This window comes from Streptomyces angustmyceticus (genome assembly GCF_040701845.1).
Taxonomy (GTDB): domain Bacteria; phylum Actinomycetota; class Actinomycetes; order Streptomycetales; family Streptomycetaceae; genus Streptomyces; species Streptomyces angustmyceticus_A.
Genome location: NZ_JBFBHQ010000008.1, coordinates 170,245 through 185,186 on the forward strand (window position 1 = coordinate 170,245; position 14,942 = coordinate 185,186).

A 14,942-nucleotide genomic window follows, 5' to 3' on the forward strand; every position below is an offset into this window, starting at 1 on the left:
CCCGTGGGGGGGGTGCTGCGGGTCAGCCGGCCAGCTTGGCCAGGGCCGCGTCGATGCGCTGGAGGGTGCGCTCCTGGCCGAGGACCTCCAGGGACTCGAAGAGGGGCAGGCCGACGGTGCGGCCGGTGACCGCCACCCGGACGGGGGCCTGTGCCTTGCCGAGCTTGAGACCGTGCTCCTCGCCGGCGGCCAGGACGGCCTCCTTGAGGGGCTCGGGGCCGGACGTCCAGTCGGCGGCCGCCAGCTTGGCGCGCGCGGTGGTGAGCAGGGCGACGGGGTCGCCCTTCATCGCCTTCGTCCAGGACGCCTCGTCCTCGACCGGCTCCTTGCGGAAGAGGAAGTCGACGTTGGCGGTGATGTCGGAGAGGACGGTCAGGCGGGTCTGGGCGTGCGGGGCGATGGCCTGCCAGGCGGCCTCGTCGAAGTCCGCGGGCTCCCAGTTGGCGTGCGGGGCCTTCAGCCAGGGCTCGCAGGCCGTGATGAAGTCCTTCACGTCCAGCTGCCGGATGTGGTCGGCGTTGATCGCCTCGGCCTTCTTGAGGTCGAAGCGGGCCGGGTTGGCGTTGACGTCCGCGATGTCGAACTTCTCGATCAGCTCGGCGACGGAGAAGAGGTCCTGGTCCGCCGAGAAGGACCAGCCGAGCAGCGCCAGGTAGTTGAGCAGGCCCTCGGGGAGGAAGCCGCGCTCGCGGTAGAGGTTGAGGTTCGCCTGCGGGTCGCGCTTGGAGAGCTTCTTGTTGCCCTCGCCCATGACGTACGGCAGGTGGCCGAAGGCCGGGACGGTCTTGGCGATGCCCAGCTCGATCAGCGCCCTGTACAGGGCGATCTGGCGGGGGGTGGAGGAGAGCAGGTCCTCGCCGCGCAGGACGTGGGTGATCTCCATCAGGGCGTCGTCGACCGGGTTGACGAGGGTGTAGAGGGGCGCGCCGTTGGCACGGACGATGCCGTAGTCCGGGACGTTCTCCGGGGTGAAGGTCAGCTCGCCGCGCACCAGGTCGGTGAAGGTGATCGGCTCGTCGGGCATCCGGAAGCGGACGATGGAGGTACGGCCCTCGGCCTCGTACGCGGCCTTCTGCTCGTCGGTGAGCGTGCGGCAGGTGCCGTCGTAACCGGAGGGGCGGCCGGCCTTGCGGGCCGCCTCGCGGCGGTCGTCCAGCTCCTCGGTGGTGCAGTAGCAGTGGTAGGCGTGGCCGGCGGCGATGAGCTTTTCGGCGATGTCCTTGTAGAGGTCCATGCGCTGCGACTGGCGGTACGGCGCGTGCGGGCCGCCGACCTCGGGGCCCTCGTCCCAGTCGAAGCCGAGCCAGTGGAACGAGTCCAGCAGCTGGCGGTAGGACTCTTCGGAGTCGCGGGCCGCGTCGGTGTCCTCGATCCGGAAGACCAGGGTCCCCTGGTTGTGCCGTGCGTAGGCCCAGTTGAACAGGGCGGTACGGATCAGGCCGACATGGGGGTTACCGGTCGGGGAGGGACAGAAACGGACGCGGACGGGGGTCGCGTTAGCCACGCTTGATCACCTTGTTGGTGAGAGTGCCGATGCCTTCGATGGTGACGGCGACCTCGTCGCCGACGTTGAGGGGGCCGACCCCGGCGGGGGTGCCCGTGAGGATGACGTCGCCCGGGAGCAGGGTCATCGCCTCGGTGATGTGGACGATCAGGTCCTCGACCCGGCGGACCATGTCGCTGGTGCGGCCGAGCTGGCGCTGTTCGCCGTTGACCGTGCACTGCACGGCGAGGCCGGCGGCGATGTCCTCGGGGGTGAGCCCGGTCTCGATCCAGGGGCCGAGCGGGCAGGAGCTGTCGAAGCCCTTGGCCCTGGCCCACTGCTTCTCGCGCTGCTGCACATCGCGGGCGGTGACGTCGTTGGCGCAGGTGTAGCCGAGGATGACGTCCTTGGCGCGCTCGCGGGGCACCTCCCGGCACATGCGGCCGATGACGACGGCGAGCTCCGCCTCGTGGTGCACCTCCTGGGAGAAGGAGGGGTACGCGATGGGGTCGCCGGGGCCGGTCACCGAGGTGGACGGCTTGAAGAAGGTGACCGGCACGTCCGGGACGGCGTTGCCCAGCTCGGCGGCGTGATCGGCGTAGTTGCGGCCGATCGCCACGACCTTGTTGGGCAGGACCGGCGGCAGCAGCCGGACCTTGTCGAGGGGGACCTTCTGGCCCGAGCGCTCGAATTCCGCGAAGGGATGCCCCTTGATGACGTCGAGTTCGTCGTCTTCGAGGACGCCGAAGCCGACGTTGCCGTCGATGGAGAATCTGGCGATGCGCACGGGTTGCCGCTGCCCCTCAATTGATCACTGGCCGGAGTTGACACTCCAGGCTATCGCGGGGCCGCCGCCGATCCGGTGACGCGCTACGCCGTGACGTCCTGCGCGGGCGCGTCCATCAGGACGGTGCGGCGGGGATTGGCGGTCTGCGCCGGCAGGTCGACGGTGTGCTCCGGCGCCTCGACGGCCAGCTCTTCGGCGTCCTTGAGGTGGGCCAGGGTGGTGCGCCGCGGGTTGGCTATGTTGCGGAACATCGTCGTCGTCTTCACTGCTGCTTGCCTCGCGTCATCAGAGGTCGGGAAAGGGTCCGGGAAAGGTCGCCTTGTCACTTCGGGCAACCGTGTAAAGCGTCAGGCTTGCACGCTATTCCCTGCGGAGTCCGGCGGAACTCAACGATCTTCCTGTGAGTTTGCTCACGAACTGTGCGACAAATGCCGCATTTCCCGTGATCAACATCCCTGGGCGAATCGGACAATGGCGGATTGAACTGCACGTTCCGCTCCCGATCACCGCACCTGGGACAGCCGCCACGAGCGAACGACTCGCGGGTAAAAGTCCGTTATCGACGGGGCCACCTTCTACAAGTCGTGACACGCTCCGTACATTGCGTCACCCAAGTCACAGTGACCGGCTCCGCTCTTGTTGGAGATCCTGCACTGTGCTGGAATTCCACGGACCGCCGCACGTTTCAGCCGGCGCGCAGGGCGCAACGAAGCGCCGCGCGGTGGTGCCGCTCTCTCGGCCAGAGAGGGCAGCCCGCCGGTCACTCACGACCGCCATGGGGGGCTCAGCGGTCCCCCATACGACTCGACACCGTCCCGCCGCGGCGGGACGCCTGGTCCAGAGGTTGCGACGCTAGTGCAGGGACGTTTCAAGAGGGATGGCAGCGCTGCGGCGGACCCGGAGCTGCGCGGCGGGACAGACCGCGCCTCCTCGCCCCAGCGCGCCCAGAGCAACGGTTCCGCCGGGGGCACACTGCCCGTCGACGGCGGCCAGGCGCCGGGCAATGACGCCGCGGACAGCAAGCCCAAGGCGCCGAAGGGCCCCAGCGGCCCCGGTTCGCGAATAGCGCTGCGCAACTGGCGCATCAGCACCCGCCTGGTCTCCCTGCTCGCGCTGCCCGTGGTCGCCGCGACCACGCTGGGCGGCATGCGCATCGGCACGTCGATGGAGAACATCGACCAGCTCGACAAGATGCAGCTGCTCACCGAGATGACCCGGCAGGCGACCGAGCTCGCCGACGCGCTGCAGGTGGAGCGGGACAAGTCGGCCGGCCCGCTGGCCGGCAGCGGCAACTCCAAGGACGACGCGAACGTCGTCGCGCCCCGTGAGGCGACCGACCGCGCCAAGCTGTCGTTCAACCAGGCCACCGGCGACATCCAGGGCCAGGACGCCACGATGGCCGGTGTCCGCGCGACCGTCCTGGAGATCGGCCGCCAGCTCAACACCCTCAACGAGATCCGCGCCAACGCCTACAAGGACGGCGACAACTCCGCGCGGACCGTCACCAGCTACAACCAGCTGATCAACTCGCTGCTGTCGCTGTCCCAGGACATGGCGCAGGCGACCAGCAACCCGGAGATGATCCGCAGTACCCGTGCGCTGGCGGCGTTCTCGTCGGCCAAGGAGTACGCGTCGATCCAGCGCGCCCTGGTCAGCGCCGGCCTCGCCCACAAGGGCGGCCCCCAGCTGTCCTCCAACGACCGGCTGGCCGGCCGTAACGCCGAGGACAGCGAGAAGGCGGCCCGCGACCGCTTCTCGCAGATCTACACCAACAACGCCGGCGCGCTCACCCGCGGCCTGGACGGCAACAACGACGAGATCAAGGCCGCGGTCGCGTTCGCGCACCGCGCCTTCGCCAGCGGTTCCGGCATCCGCAGCCAGGACTACCGCTACCTCGACTGGTACGACTCCGACACCGTCAAGATCGACGAGATGTCGCGGATCGAGACCACCCTGCTCTCCGAGATGGAGCAGAAGTCCCGCGAGCTGCGCAACGAGGCGACCCAGTCCGCGATCATCAGCGGTGCGCTGATCCTGCTCGTCCTCGGCGTCTCGCTGGTCGGCGCGTTCGTCGTGGCGCGCTCCATGGTCCGCTCGCTGCGCCGGCTGCAGGACACCGCGCAGAAGGTCGCCCAGGACCGGCTGCCCGAGCTCGTCAAGCAGCTGTCCGAGTCCGACCCGCAGGACGTGGACACCTCCGTCCAGTCGGTCGGTGTGCACAGCCGGGACGAGATCGGCCGGGTGGCCGCGGCCTTCGACGACGTGCACCGCGAGGCGGTCCGCCTCGCCTCCGAGCAGGCGCTGCTGCGGGGCAACGTCAACGCGATGTTCACCAACCTCTCGCGCCGCTCCCAGGGCCTCATCCAGCGTCAGCTCTCGCTCATCTCCGAACTGGAGTCCCGCGAGGCCGACCCGGACCAGCTCTCCTCCCTCTTCAAGCTCGACCACCTCGCGACCCGAATGCGCCGTAACGGCGAGAACCTCCTGGTCCTCGCCGGTGAGGAGCCGGGACGCCGGTGGACGCGGCCGGTGCCGCTGGTCGACGTCCTGCGCGCCGCCGCCTCCGAGGTGGAGCAGTACGAGCGGATCGAGCTCAACGCCGTTCCGCAGACCGAGGTCGCGGGCCGGGTCGTCAACGACCTCGTCCACCTCCTCGCCGAGCTGCTGGAGAACGCCACCTCGTTCTCCTCCCCGCAGACCAAGGTCAAGGTCACCGGTCACGCGCTGCCCGACGGGCGGGTGCTGGTCGAGATCCACGACACCGGCATCGGCCTGTCGCCCGAGGACCTGTCGGCGATCAACGAGCGGCTGGCCAGCCCGCCGACCGTGGACGTCTCGGTGTCCCGGCGGATGGGTCTGTTCGTGGTCGGCCGGCTGTCGCTGCGCCACGGCATCCGCATCCAGCTGCGGCCGTCCGACTCCGGCGGCACCACCGCGCTGGTCATGCTGCCGGTCGATGTCGCCCAGGGCGGCAAGAAGCCGGCGCCCAGCAACGCCAAGAGCGGTGGCGGCGACCACGGCGGCACGCCCGCCAGCCGGCTCGCGGGCCTCCAGCCGCGCGGTCAGGTCGGTTCGGGTCCCTCGGCCGGCGGGCGCCCCGCGCTGCCCGGCCGCGGCGGCCCCGGCGGCGGTGCCCCGAACGCCTTCGGCGCCCCGGCGCCGTCCGGCCGTACGGCCCCTCCGGGTGCGGGTGCCCCCGGCGCCCCGGCGCAGGGCGGCGACGCCCGCCCGGCCGCCGGCCGCTCCGGCGGCGCGCGTCCCTCGCTGCCCACCCGCGGCGCGGACAACGGCCCGGCGCCCACCGTGGCCCCGCCCACCGGCGCGCCGCGCCGCGAGGAGCGCCCGCAGCTGCCGCCCCGCAACGCCGCGGCCGAGCTGCCGGGCCGTTCGCCCGCCGGCGGCCAGGGCGGTCAGGACACCCAGCAGCCGGGCGGTACGAGCTGGGGTGCGCGCCGTGAGCGCGGCGCCTCCGACGACTGGCCGCTGACGCCCCGCGAGGCGCAGGACCGGCCGCGCGGCCACGAGGAGCCGGAGAGCACCGGCAGCTTCGAGCGGCCCGCGCCGGGCGGCGGCCCCGGTGACACCGCGGCGTTCGCCCGTCCCGACTTCAACGGTCCGCCGCCGGCGGCGGACGGCTCCCAGGGCGGGCGCGGCCCGCAGGGCGCGCGGCCGGCCGGCCGGGGCGCGGACAACGGGCCCGCCGGGACGGGGCAGTTCGCCCTGCCGAGCAGCGGCACCGGTCAGTACGAGACGAACCGCTACGACGCCGAGCGCTACGACACCGGCCAGTACGACACGGGCCGCCTCCCGCAGTCCGGCAGCGACACCGGGCAGTACGAGCGTCCCGCCTCGGAGACCGGCCAGTACGAGCGCCCCGCCTCCGAGACCGGCCAGTACGAACGTCCCGCCTCCGAGACCGGGCAGTACGAGCGCCCCGCCTCGGAGACCGGGCAGTACGAGCGCCCCGCCTCGGAAACCGGCCAGTACGAGCGCCCGGCGGCCGACGCCGGGCAGTACCAGCCGTCCGGCAGCGACACCGGCCAGTACCAGCGGCCGGACGCGGAGCGCGGTGCGTACGCCGACGAGTCGCAGGGCACCGGGCAGTTCCCGGTGGCGGAGCCGCAGGAGCGCGGTGCGCCGTCCTCCGACGTGCTCGGCGGCGCGGACGCCGGTCCCGGCGACGGCCGTACGCCGATCTTCGACACCATCGAGTCCGACTGGTTCAACCACCCCGCGGCCGCCGCGGCCGGCGTGCCGCCCCAGGGTGCCGCCGAGCCCGAGGCCCCGCGGCTGCCGCGCCGCGGTGCCGCCCAGGGCGGCGAGGAGCGGGGCGGCGCCCGGGGCGAGGCGCCGGTCAACGGTGCCCGCAACGCGGCGCCCGCCGAGGCCTCGCAGTGGCGCAGCTCGCCGAACGACGAGACCTGGCGGCAGGCGGAGCAGATCCGCCAGCCCGCCGCCGGTGGGATCACCACCTCGGGGCTGCCCCGCCGCGTCCCGCGCGCGAACCTCGTCGCGGGCACCGCCCAGCAGCAGTCCCACCAGAGCGGTCCGCAGGTCTCGCGTGCGCCCAGTGACGTGCGGGGCCGGCTGACCAATCTCCGTCGGGGTATCCAGCAAGGCCGGCAGGCCGGGACGTCGTCCACCGGCACCCACGGCGTTGTCGATCCCACTCACCAGCAGGAGCGTTAGTTGAGTCCGATGAGCCAGGCGGCGCAGAACCTGAACTGGTTGATCACCAACTTCGTGGACAACACCCCAGGGGTGTCGCACACGGTGGTGGTCTCCGCGGACGGACTGCTCCTCGCCATGTCCGAGGGCTTCCCCCGCGACCGTGCCGATCAGTTGGCGGCGGTGGCCTCCGGCCTGACCTCGCTGACCTCCGGCGCGTCCCGCATCTTCGAGGGCGGGACGGTCAACCAGACCGTTGTGGAGATGGAGCGAGGGTTCCTCTTCATCATGTCCGTCTCGGACGGATCGTCGCTGGCCGTGCTCGCACACCCCGAGTGCGACATCGGCCTGGTCGGCTACGAAATGGCGCTCCTGGTCGATCGCGCAGGCACCGTCCTGACGCCCGACCTCCGCGCCGAACTGCAGGGCAGCCTGCTGCACTGAACGGCGCCCGCAGCGCCGCTTGGTCCAGCCCCAACCATCCATGTGCCGCACCCCCCACCGGCCCAACCCGACGACAGTCAGTTGTCCCGCCCGGAGGACCCATGACCCCGCCACCTGCCACTTCCGGCCCGTACGGCGCCTACAGCCAAGCGCCGTACGGGAACGAAGGTGACCAGCCGCTGGTGCGCCCGTACGCCATGACCGGAGGCCGGACCAGGCCGCGCTACCAGCTCGCCATCGAGGCGCTGGTCAGCACGACCGCCGACCCCTCTCAGCTGCCCGGGCTGCTGCCCGAGCACCAGCGGATCTGCCACCTGTGCCGTGAGGTGAAGTCGGTCGCCGAGGTCTCCGCACTGCTGCACATCCCGCTGGGTGTGGCGCGGATCCTGGTCGCGGACCTGGCAGAGGCCGGCATGGTGGCGATCCACCAGCCCGGCGGCAGCGGTGAAGCCGGCGGCACGCCGGACGTGACCTTGCTCGAGAGGGTGCTCAGTGGACTTCGCAAGCTCTGACGGCTCCGACGGGAACAGAGCCCGCGCCACCACCTCCGCCAAGATCGTGGTGGCGGGGGGCTTCGGCGTGGGCAAGACCACCTTCGTCGGGGCCGTCTCGGAGATCAACCCGCTGCGCACGGAGGCCGTGATGACCTCCGCCTCGGCGGGGATCGACGACCTCAGCCACGTCCAGGACAAGACCACGACGACCGTGGCGATGGACTTCGGCCGGATCACGCTGGACCAGGACCTGATCCTGTACCTCTTCGGTACGCCGGGCCAGGACCGCTTCTGGTTCATGTGGGACGACCTGGTCCGCGGCGCCATCGGCGCGGTCGTGCTGGTCGACACCCGCCGGCTCGCCGACTGCTTCGCCGCGGTCGACTACTTCGAGAACAGCGGCCTGCCGTTCGTCGTCGCCCTCAACGGCTTCGAGGGGCACCAGCCGTACACGCCCGACGAGGTGCGCGAGGCGCTGCAGATCGGCCCGGGGGCGCCGATCATCACCACCGACGCCCGGCACCGCAGCGAGGCCAAGAGCGCGCTCATCACGCTCGTGGAGCACGCCCTGATGGCGCGGCTGCAGTAAGGCCCAGACGGCCCGCCCGGCATCCGGAGCGGGCCGTACAGCGGTTTCACCGGCGGGGCCGCACCCCCCTGCCCCGGGCGGGTTCCCGGCATCCACGAGTGGATCTGTGTCCTTCGACACGCCTGCAATTTTGCTTCATAACGTTTCGACAGTGAATCAGCGGGCTTTCGACACCCCGCGCGCATGTCCGGCTTCGCTGCGCTCACAAATCTCCTGCATTTTGGCGTCGCTCGCCCTTAACGCCCCTTTTATCTCAGGCCCTTTCGGCCCTGCTCCGGCTTTGCCCAGTGTTTGGAACGCACCGCCCTGACGTGCTGAAATTCGCTGAACTCCGGAGTAGGAACGCCCAGAAGAAACGGCACAGCAAATCAGTGCCGGCGCCGAGAGGTTGTTGGTCGAGTGAGGCGAAGCAAGGCGAGCCCCGAGCCGCAGGAACCGCGGCGGGGCAACTTCACCCCGCCACCCAGAGGTGGCCTACCGGCTTCCGACGCGCCCGAAAGCACGGTCGCGAAGCCTCCGGTCAGTGGCGGCAAGTACTCCCCGCGCAACTGGCGCGTGGCGACCCGCCTGAACGCCATTCTGCTGATCCCCGTGCTGCTCGCCCTGGTCTTCGGCGGTCTGCGGGTGGACAGCTCGTTCGGCACCTGGCAGGAAGCGCAGGACGCGGAGAACACCGCGAAGCTGGTGCGCGCCGCGCTCTCCTACAGCACCGCGCTGATCGACGAGCGCGACCGCACCGCGGCGCCGCTGCTGAAGGGCAAGAAGGACGACCCGGTCGTCCAGCAGGCGCGGGACACCACCGACGCCGCCGCCGACGCGTTCCACCAGGCCGCCAAGACCATTCCGGACAAGCCGGGCCTCAACCGCCGTCTCGCCGCGTTCGAGAAGGTCGAGCCCAAGCTCCAGAAGCTGCGTCAGGTCGCCTACACCTCCCGGCTGCACGGCGTGCAGACCGAAGAGGGCTATGTCGAGGTCCAGCACCCGCTGATGGAGTTCGCCAACGAACTCGGCCTGGGCACCGGCAACATCACCTCCTACGGCCGTACGGTCTACGCCATCGCACTGGCAAAGGCCGCCGAGTCGCTCGAGCGCTCCATCGGCACCCACCTCCTGGTCGACCCCGCCACCCCGCAGGGCGGCAAGGAGCACAAGCTGCAGCTGACCGCCTTCGCGTCGTACCGCTACCTGGAGGGCATCGCCATCGGCGAGTACACCTCCGGCGGCACGCCCGAGGACGTCGAGCGGCTGAACAAGGACGGCGCGGCGCTCAAGCAGGCCGCCCAGCAGAAGGTCGCACGGGCAAAGGCACAGGCGCAGGCCGCCGGCCGGCCGTTCCGCACCCCGCCGTCGATCGACCAGATGTCCACGCTGATGGCCACCGGCGCGGCGCCGGAGACGCTCGGCGTGCGCGGCATCACCTCGGACAGCTACTTCGCGGCCGCGACCGGCAAGTTCGACATGTACCGGTCCATCGAGAAGGACCTGGCGGACAAGGCCGTGAACGAGGCGGCCCAGATCTCCGAGGACGCCCGGCAGTCCACCTTCGTCGACTCCGGCATCGTGCTGGCCGCGCTGATCATCGCGTTCATCGTGGCCGGTCTCATGGCCCGCCGGATGAGCCGCAACATGCGCCAGCTGCGCACCGCCGCCTTCGGCATCGCCGAGCAGCGGCTGCCGATGCTGGTCGACCAGCTCTCGCGGACCGACCCGGGCCGGGTCGACACCCGGGTGCAGCCGATCCCGATCGCCACCACCGACGAGATCGGCGAGGTCGCCCGCGCCTTCGACCAGGTGCACCGCGAGGCCGTCCGGCTCGCCGCCGAGCAGGCGCTGCTGCGGGGCAACGTCAACGCGATCTTCACCAACCTCTCCAGCCGCAACCAGGGTCTGATCGAGCGCCAGCTGGAGCTGATCACCGACCTGGAGAACAACGAGGCGGACCCGGACCAGCTGGAGAACCTCTTCCGGCTCGACCACCTCGCCACGCGTATGCGGCGCAACGGCGAGAACCTCCTCATCCTCGCGGGCGAGGAGCCCGGCCGCCGCTGGAACCAGCCGGTGCCGCTGGTCGACGTCCTGCGGGCGGCGACCTCCGAGGTCGAGTCGTACGAGCGAATAGAACTCACCGGCGTCCCCGAGAGCGAGATCCACGGCACCGCCGTGACCGACCTCGTGCACCTGCTCTCCGAGCTGCTGGAGAACGCCACCACGTTCTCCTCGCCGCAGACCAAGGTGCGGGTCGCCGCGACCCGGCTGCCCGACGGCCGGGTGATGATCGAGATCCACGACAAGGGCATCGGGCTCACCCCCGAGGACTTCGCGGACATCAACCACAAGCTGGCCAACCCGCCGAGCGTGGACGCCGCGATCTCCCAGCGCATGGGCCTGTTCGTGGTCGGCCGGCTGGCCGACCGGCACGGCATCCGGGTGCAGCTGCGCCCCTCCGGCGAGCAGGCGGGCACCACGTCGCTGGTCATGCTGCCCGAGGCGATCACCCACGGTGGTGGCGGCGAGGAGCAGTTCGACGACGACTTCACGGTCTCCCGGATTGTTCCGGAACACCAGCAGCCCTCGTTCGAGACCCATCAGCGCACCGCCGCCGAGCTGGGTTTCGACGACAGCCGCTACGGCCGTAACGACGGCGCGGACCTGGACATGATGGGCCGCTCGCTGCTCCGCGAGGAGCGCCGGGCCGCGCTGGAGGCACAGGCGGGCGGTGAGCAGGCCGCCGACTACCAGGAGGCCGAGCGTCCGCTCTTCCGTGACGAGGCGCCGGCCGGCGGTGGCTACCAGGACTACCCGGCCCAGGCATATGCGGAAGCCGATCAACCGCTCTACGACGACCGGTCCCACGGCGGGCAGGCGTTCGGCGAGCAGGGCTTCGCGGAGACCACGGGCCAGCAGCCCTTTGTCTCCCACGAACCGGCACAGCCGGACGAATGGGCCGAACGCCCGGCATTCGAGGGCTACTTCGGGACCGAAGCGGAATCCGACCGGAATACAACTGCCGCTCCCGCTGACGCCCCCGAGCGCGTACCATTCGAGCGTCCGGGCCCCACACCGAGCGACGCCCCCTCGCTGACGGACGCCGGCCTTCCGCGCCGCGGAGGCCGCGACCAGCAGGCACCGCAGGTGCAGCAGCAGGGGAGCACGCCGGAGACCGGCCAGGACGGCTCCGACTGGCGCAGCTCCAACGACGATCGCTGGGAGAGGGCGGAGCGGCTTCGCGAGCCGAAGGCGGGCGGAGTCACCTCCTCCGGTCTCCCCCGGCGGGTGCCCAAGGCCAACCTGGTCGAAGGTGCCGCGGAGCAGACGCCGCAGGGCGGCCCCCAGGTCTCCCGCGCCCCGGAGGACGTCCGCGGCAGGCTGAGTAACCTGCGCCGCGGTGTCCAGCAGGGACGCAACGTCGGCACGGACCCCTCCGGGGTCCCCCAGAATGACCAACAGGGCTACGGCCCCGGCAGCACCTACGATCAGGAGCGTTAGTGTGAGCCCGATGAGCCAGGCGGCGCAGAATCTGAACTGGTTGATCACCAACTTCGTGGACAACACCCCCGGGGTGTCCCACACGGTCGTGGTCTCCGCGGACGGGCTGCTCCTCGCCATGTCCGAGGGTTTCCCTCGTGACAGAGCCGATCAGTTGGCGGCGGTGGCCTCCGGCCTCACCTCGCTGACCTCCGGCGCTTCCCGCATCTTCGAGGGCGGGAGCGTCAACCAGACCGTGGTGGAGATGGAGCGCGGCTTCCTCTTCATCATGTCCGTCTCGGACGGATCGTCGCTGGCCGTGCTCGCACACCCCGAGTGCGACATCGGCCTGGTCGGCTACGAGATGGCCCTGCTGGTCGACCGCGCGGGCACGGTACTGACGCCGGATCTGCGCGCCGAACTGCAGGGCAGCCTTCTCAACTAAAAGACAGGCAGTGCGTTTCCCGCCACCGCGCCTTATGGTTCGGTGGCGCGACCGGCGTCAGACAGGCAAGTTGGAGGAGGAGACGTGGCAACGCCCCCGAGCGGATACCCGTATGGTTCCGGGCAGGAGTCCGGGCCTGTGGGCGAGACCCATAACAACCGCTTCAACTTCCCGTCTGCGCCGAGCCGCCGGCCGCAGCGGCCCCCGCAGCAGCAGCCACGGCCGTACGACTCCCAGCCGTACGAGCCGTCGGTGTACGACCAGCCGCAGGCACCGCGCATCCAGCCGGTGCAGCCGCAGCGGCGCGCTCCCGAGCCCGCCCCCACGGGCGCGAACAACCCGCTCGTGCGCCCGTACGCCATGACCGGAGGCCGGACCAGGCCGCGCTACCAGCTCGCCATCGAGGCACTGGTCAGCACGACCGCCGACCCCGCGAAGATGCAGGGCCAGCTGCCGGAGCACCAGCGCATCTGCCACCTCTGCCGCGAGATCAAGTCAGTAGCCGAGATCTCCGCGCTTCTCTCCATCCCCCTCGGCGTCGCCCGGATCCTCGTCGCCGACCTGGCCGAGGCCGGACTCGTCGCCATCCATCAGCCCGGCGGGGACGAGACCGCCGGCGGACAGCCAGATGTGACACTGCTCGAAAGGGTGCTCAGTGGACTTCGCAAGCTCTAGCGGTGCAGCCCGCTCCACCACCTCCGCGAAAATCGTGGTGGCGGGCGGCTTCGGCGTGGGCAAGACCACGTTCGTCGGGGCCGTCTCAGAGATCAATCCGCTGCGTACCGAAGCCGTGATGACCTCCGCCTCGGCGGGGATCGACGACCTCACGCACGCGCCGGACAAGACGACCACGACCGTGGCGATGGACTTCGGCCGGATCACGCTGGACCAGGACCTGATCCTGTACCTCTTCGGTACGCCGGGCCAGGACCGCTTCTGGTTCATGTGGGACGACCTGGTCCGCGGCGCCATCGGCGCCGTGGTGCTGGTCGACACCCGCCGGCTCGCCGACTGCTTCCCCGCGGTCGACTACTTCGAGAACAGCGGCCTGCCGTTCGTCATCGCCCTCAACGGCTTCGACGGCCACCAGCCGTACACGCCCGACGAGGTGCGCGAGGCGCTCCAGATCGGTCCCGACGCGCCGATCATCACCACCGACGCCCGGCACCGCAGCGAGGCCAAGAGCGCGCTCATCACGCTCGTGGAGCACGCCCTGATGGCGCGGCTGCGCTAGACGGCCCACGGGACGCGTCCGGGCTCCCCGTGCCCGCACGCGCCGTACGACGAAAGGCCCCCACACCACTGCGGTGCGGGGGCCTTCGTCGTGCCCGGCCCGGGGCCCGTACGCGGCGCTGTACGGGTCCCGGGCCGGCGTGCGTGGCTCACTTGCGCGCGGGGCACTCCTTCCACGCGAAGTGGTAGACCGTGTTGATGCTGCCGTCCGTGGAGTCCATGGCCATGTAGCTGGTGGCCTTGGGGTCCGCCGACTTGGCGTCCACCCTCATCTCGGTGTTGATGTTGAAGTAGCGCTCCTCGCCGCAGGGGGCGTACACCAGCGCGTCGACGTCGGTCTCGTCCGAGGTCTGCCAGTTGGAGTCGTAGGGGCCGGTGAAGGTGTGGCTCTTACGGGCCGTCTGCTGCTGGCCCTGGAAGTAGTAGCCCGCCTGCTCCAGCCCTCTGGCCCCCCGGGCCAGGGAGGCGTAGCCGCGGTAGTCGGCGCGGGCTATCGCGTAGGTGAAGCCCTGCGGGACGTGCACGTTGAGCGCGATCTGGCAGTTCTTGCGGGAGTCGGTCGGCTTGCTGCCGGCGCCCGCCTGGGCGAGGTACTCGCTGTACGTGACGGTGAACGCGGTGTTGTCGGGGGCGATGGCCACGGCGGCGCTGCCGGGTCTGCAGCCCGATCCGTTGACCGTGGCGACGGTAATGGTGATCTTTCCGCTCGGCGGGTCGTCGCCGAAGCGGGTGGCGGTGGTGGGGGATGCCGATCCGGCGAGGAGCAACGATGCCACTGCGGCACCAGCACTGAGCGTGCTGAGCATGGGCTTTCCTTCCGGTCGTCCTAGGCCCGCGCTGCGGGAACACCAGGAGTGGATGACGAGCGCATGCCAGCACGGGGAGGGCGGCTTGCGCAGCTCTGCTCCCCAGGATTGGGGCGAACCTACGCCTTGATCCGGACGCCACATGCCAAACCGGAACACCACGTCCGAAAAGAGATGAGGCCTCATATCCCGCTGGTTCAGGGGCTTTCGGGAGGTATATCCCTCATGTGGGCACGGGGTGTGGTGCGTTGCCGGTGGCCGGGGCCGGGCACGTTGGTCGCTTCGCGGTCGGGTCGGGTGGCGCGTTGTGTGTGGCTGGGGCCGGGCACGGGGTCGCTTCGCTGCGTGGCCTTGGTGCGGGTTGCCGGTGGCTGGGGCCGTTTCGCCCAGGCGCCGTGGGTGGTGGGTCGGAGGGGACGCCCGGTACCCCGTCCTCGGCGCGGGCGCATCTGGTACGTGGGAGAGACCGGCCCGGCGTCCGCTCCGGTCCTGCGGGCGGGGCACCGGACATCCCCTCCGACCGCCGCG

The 14,942-nt window shown here is 70.8% G+C and carries 12 protein-coding genes; 8 read left to right on the forward strand and 4 right to left on the reverse strand.

Translation table 11 applies throughout. The features are described 5' to 3' along the window. Window positions 1-22 precede the first annotated feature (22 nt). From gltX to AB0411_RS20220, 3 genes are all read right to left on the reverse strand, one after another. Window positions 23-1,504, reverse strand: a complete 1,482-nt coding sequence (gene gltX / locus AB0411_RS20210) for a glutamate--tRNA ligase (RefSeq protein ID WP_366418642.1) — start codon at window positions 1,502-1,504, stop codon at window positions 23-25. Further along, window positions 1,497-2,270: a fumarylacetoacetate hydrolase family protein gene (locus tag AB0411_RS20215; RefSeq protein ID WP_366418643.1), complete on the reverse strand. Its 774-nt coding sequence runs from the start codon at window positions 2,268-2,270 to the stop codon at window positions 1,497-1,499. The genes gltX and AB0411_RS20215 overlap by 8 nt, the downstream gene beginning before the upstream one ends. An 83-nt stretch (window positions 2,271-2,353) precedes the next feature. Continuing rightward, entirely contained in the window at window positions 2,354-2,536 is a 183-nt protein-coding gene (locus AB0411_RS20220; RefSeq protein WP_366418644.1) for a hypothetical protein, read from the reverse strand. 589 nt (window positions 2,537-3,125) lie between these two features. On the opposite strand from AB0411_RS20220, the gene AB0411_RS20225 reads away from it, so the two are divergent. The 8 genes from AB0411_RS20225 (at window position 3,126) to AB0411_RS20260 (ending at window position 13,609) form a co-directional block, all read left to right on the forward strand. Then, window positions 3,126-6,959, forward strand: coding sequence for a sensor histidine kinase (locus tag AB0411_RS20225; RefSeq protein ID WP_366418645.1), 3,834 nt, complete (start codon window positions 3,126-3,128; stop codon window positions 6,957-6,959). 9 nt (window positions 6,960-6,968) lie between these two features. Continuing rightward, window positions 6,969-7,382 carry a roadblock/LC7 domain-containing protein gene (locus AB0411_RS20230; protein WP_018087200.1) on the forward strand — a complete coding sequence of 138 codons (414 nt, stop codon included), beginning with the start codon at window positions 6,969-6,971 and terminating at the stop codon, window positions 7,380-7,382. A gap of 101 nt (window positions 7,383-7,483) precedes the next feature. After that, entirely contained in the window at window positions 7,484-7,894 is a 411-nt protein-coding gene (locus tag AB0411_RS20235; protein ID WP_042149221.1) for a DUF742 domain-containing protein, read from the forward strand. Beyond that, on the forward strand, window positions 7,875-8,465 hold the full coding sequence (locus AB0411_RS20240; protein WP_366418646.1) for a GTP-binding protein: 591 nt from the start codon (window positions 7,875-7,877) through the stop codon (window positions 8,463-8,465). The genes AB0411_RS20235 and AB0411_RS20240 overlap by 20 nt, the downstream gene beginning before the upstream one ends. Before the next feature lie 399 nt (window positions 8,466-8,864). Further along, complete coding sequence (locus tag AB0411_RS20245; RefSeq protein ID WP_366418647.1) at window positions 8,865-11,951, forward strand: sensor histidine kinase; 3,087 nt, start codon at window positions 8,865-8,867, stop codon at window positions 11,949-11,951. Window positions 11,952-11,961: 10 nt separating this feature from the next. After that, on the forward strand, window positions 11,962-12,375 hold the full coding sequence (locus tag AB0411_RS20250) for a roadblock/LC7 domain-containing protein (RefSeq protein WP_018087204.1): 414 nt from the start codon (window positions 11,962-11,964) through the stop codon (window positions 12,373-12,375). Between the two features lie 84 nt (window positions 12,376-12,459). Continuing rightward, window positions 12,460-13,050: a DUF742 domain-containing protein gene (locus AB0411_RS20255; RefSeq protein ID WP_374210859.1), complete on the forward strand. Its 591-nt coding sequence runs from the start codon at window positions 12,460-12,462 to the stop codon at window positions 13,048-13,050. Then, on the forward strand, window positions 13,031-13,609 hold the full coding sequence (locus AB0411_RS20260; protein ID WP_073447656.1) for a GTP-binding protein: 579 nt from the start codon (window positions 13,031-13,033) through the stop codon (window positions 13,607-13,609). The genes AB0411_RS20255 and AB0411_RS20260 overlap by 20 nt, the downstream gene beginning before the upstream one ends. A 148-nt stretch (window positions 13,610-13,757) precedes the next feature. Here AB0411_RS20260 and AB0411_RS20265 read toward each other — a convergent pair whose 3' ends face one another. Next, window positions 13,758-14,414: a DUF4360 domain-containing protein gene (locus AB0411_RS20265; RefSeq protein ID WP_159469792.1), complete on the reverse strand. Its 657-nt coding sequence runs from the start codon at window positions 14,412-14,414 to the stop codon at window positions 13,758-13,760. Between the last annotated feature and the right edge of the window lie 528 nt (window positions 14,415-14,942).

Coding starts and splice junctions, on each gene's coding strand:
- AB0411_RS20235 (WP_042149221.1), top strand. CDS start 7,484: ATGACCCCGCCACCTGCCACTTCCGGCCCGTACGGCGCCTACAGCCAA.
- AB0411_RS20230 (WP_018087200.1), top strand. CDS start 6,969: ATGAGCCAGGCGGCGCAGAACCTGAACTGGTTGATCACCAACTTCGTG.
- AB0411_RS20250 (WP_018087204.1), top strand. CDS start 11,962: ATGAGCCAGGCGGCGCAGAATCTGAACTGGTTGATCACCAACTTCGTG.
- AB0411_RS20265 (WP_159469792.1), bottom strand. CDS start 14,414: ATGCTCAGCACGCTCAGTGCTGGTGCCGCAGTGGCATCGTTGCTCCTC.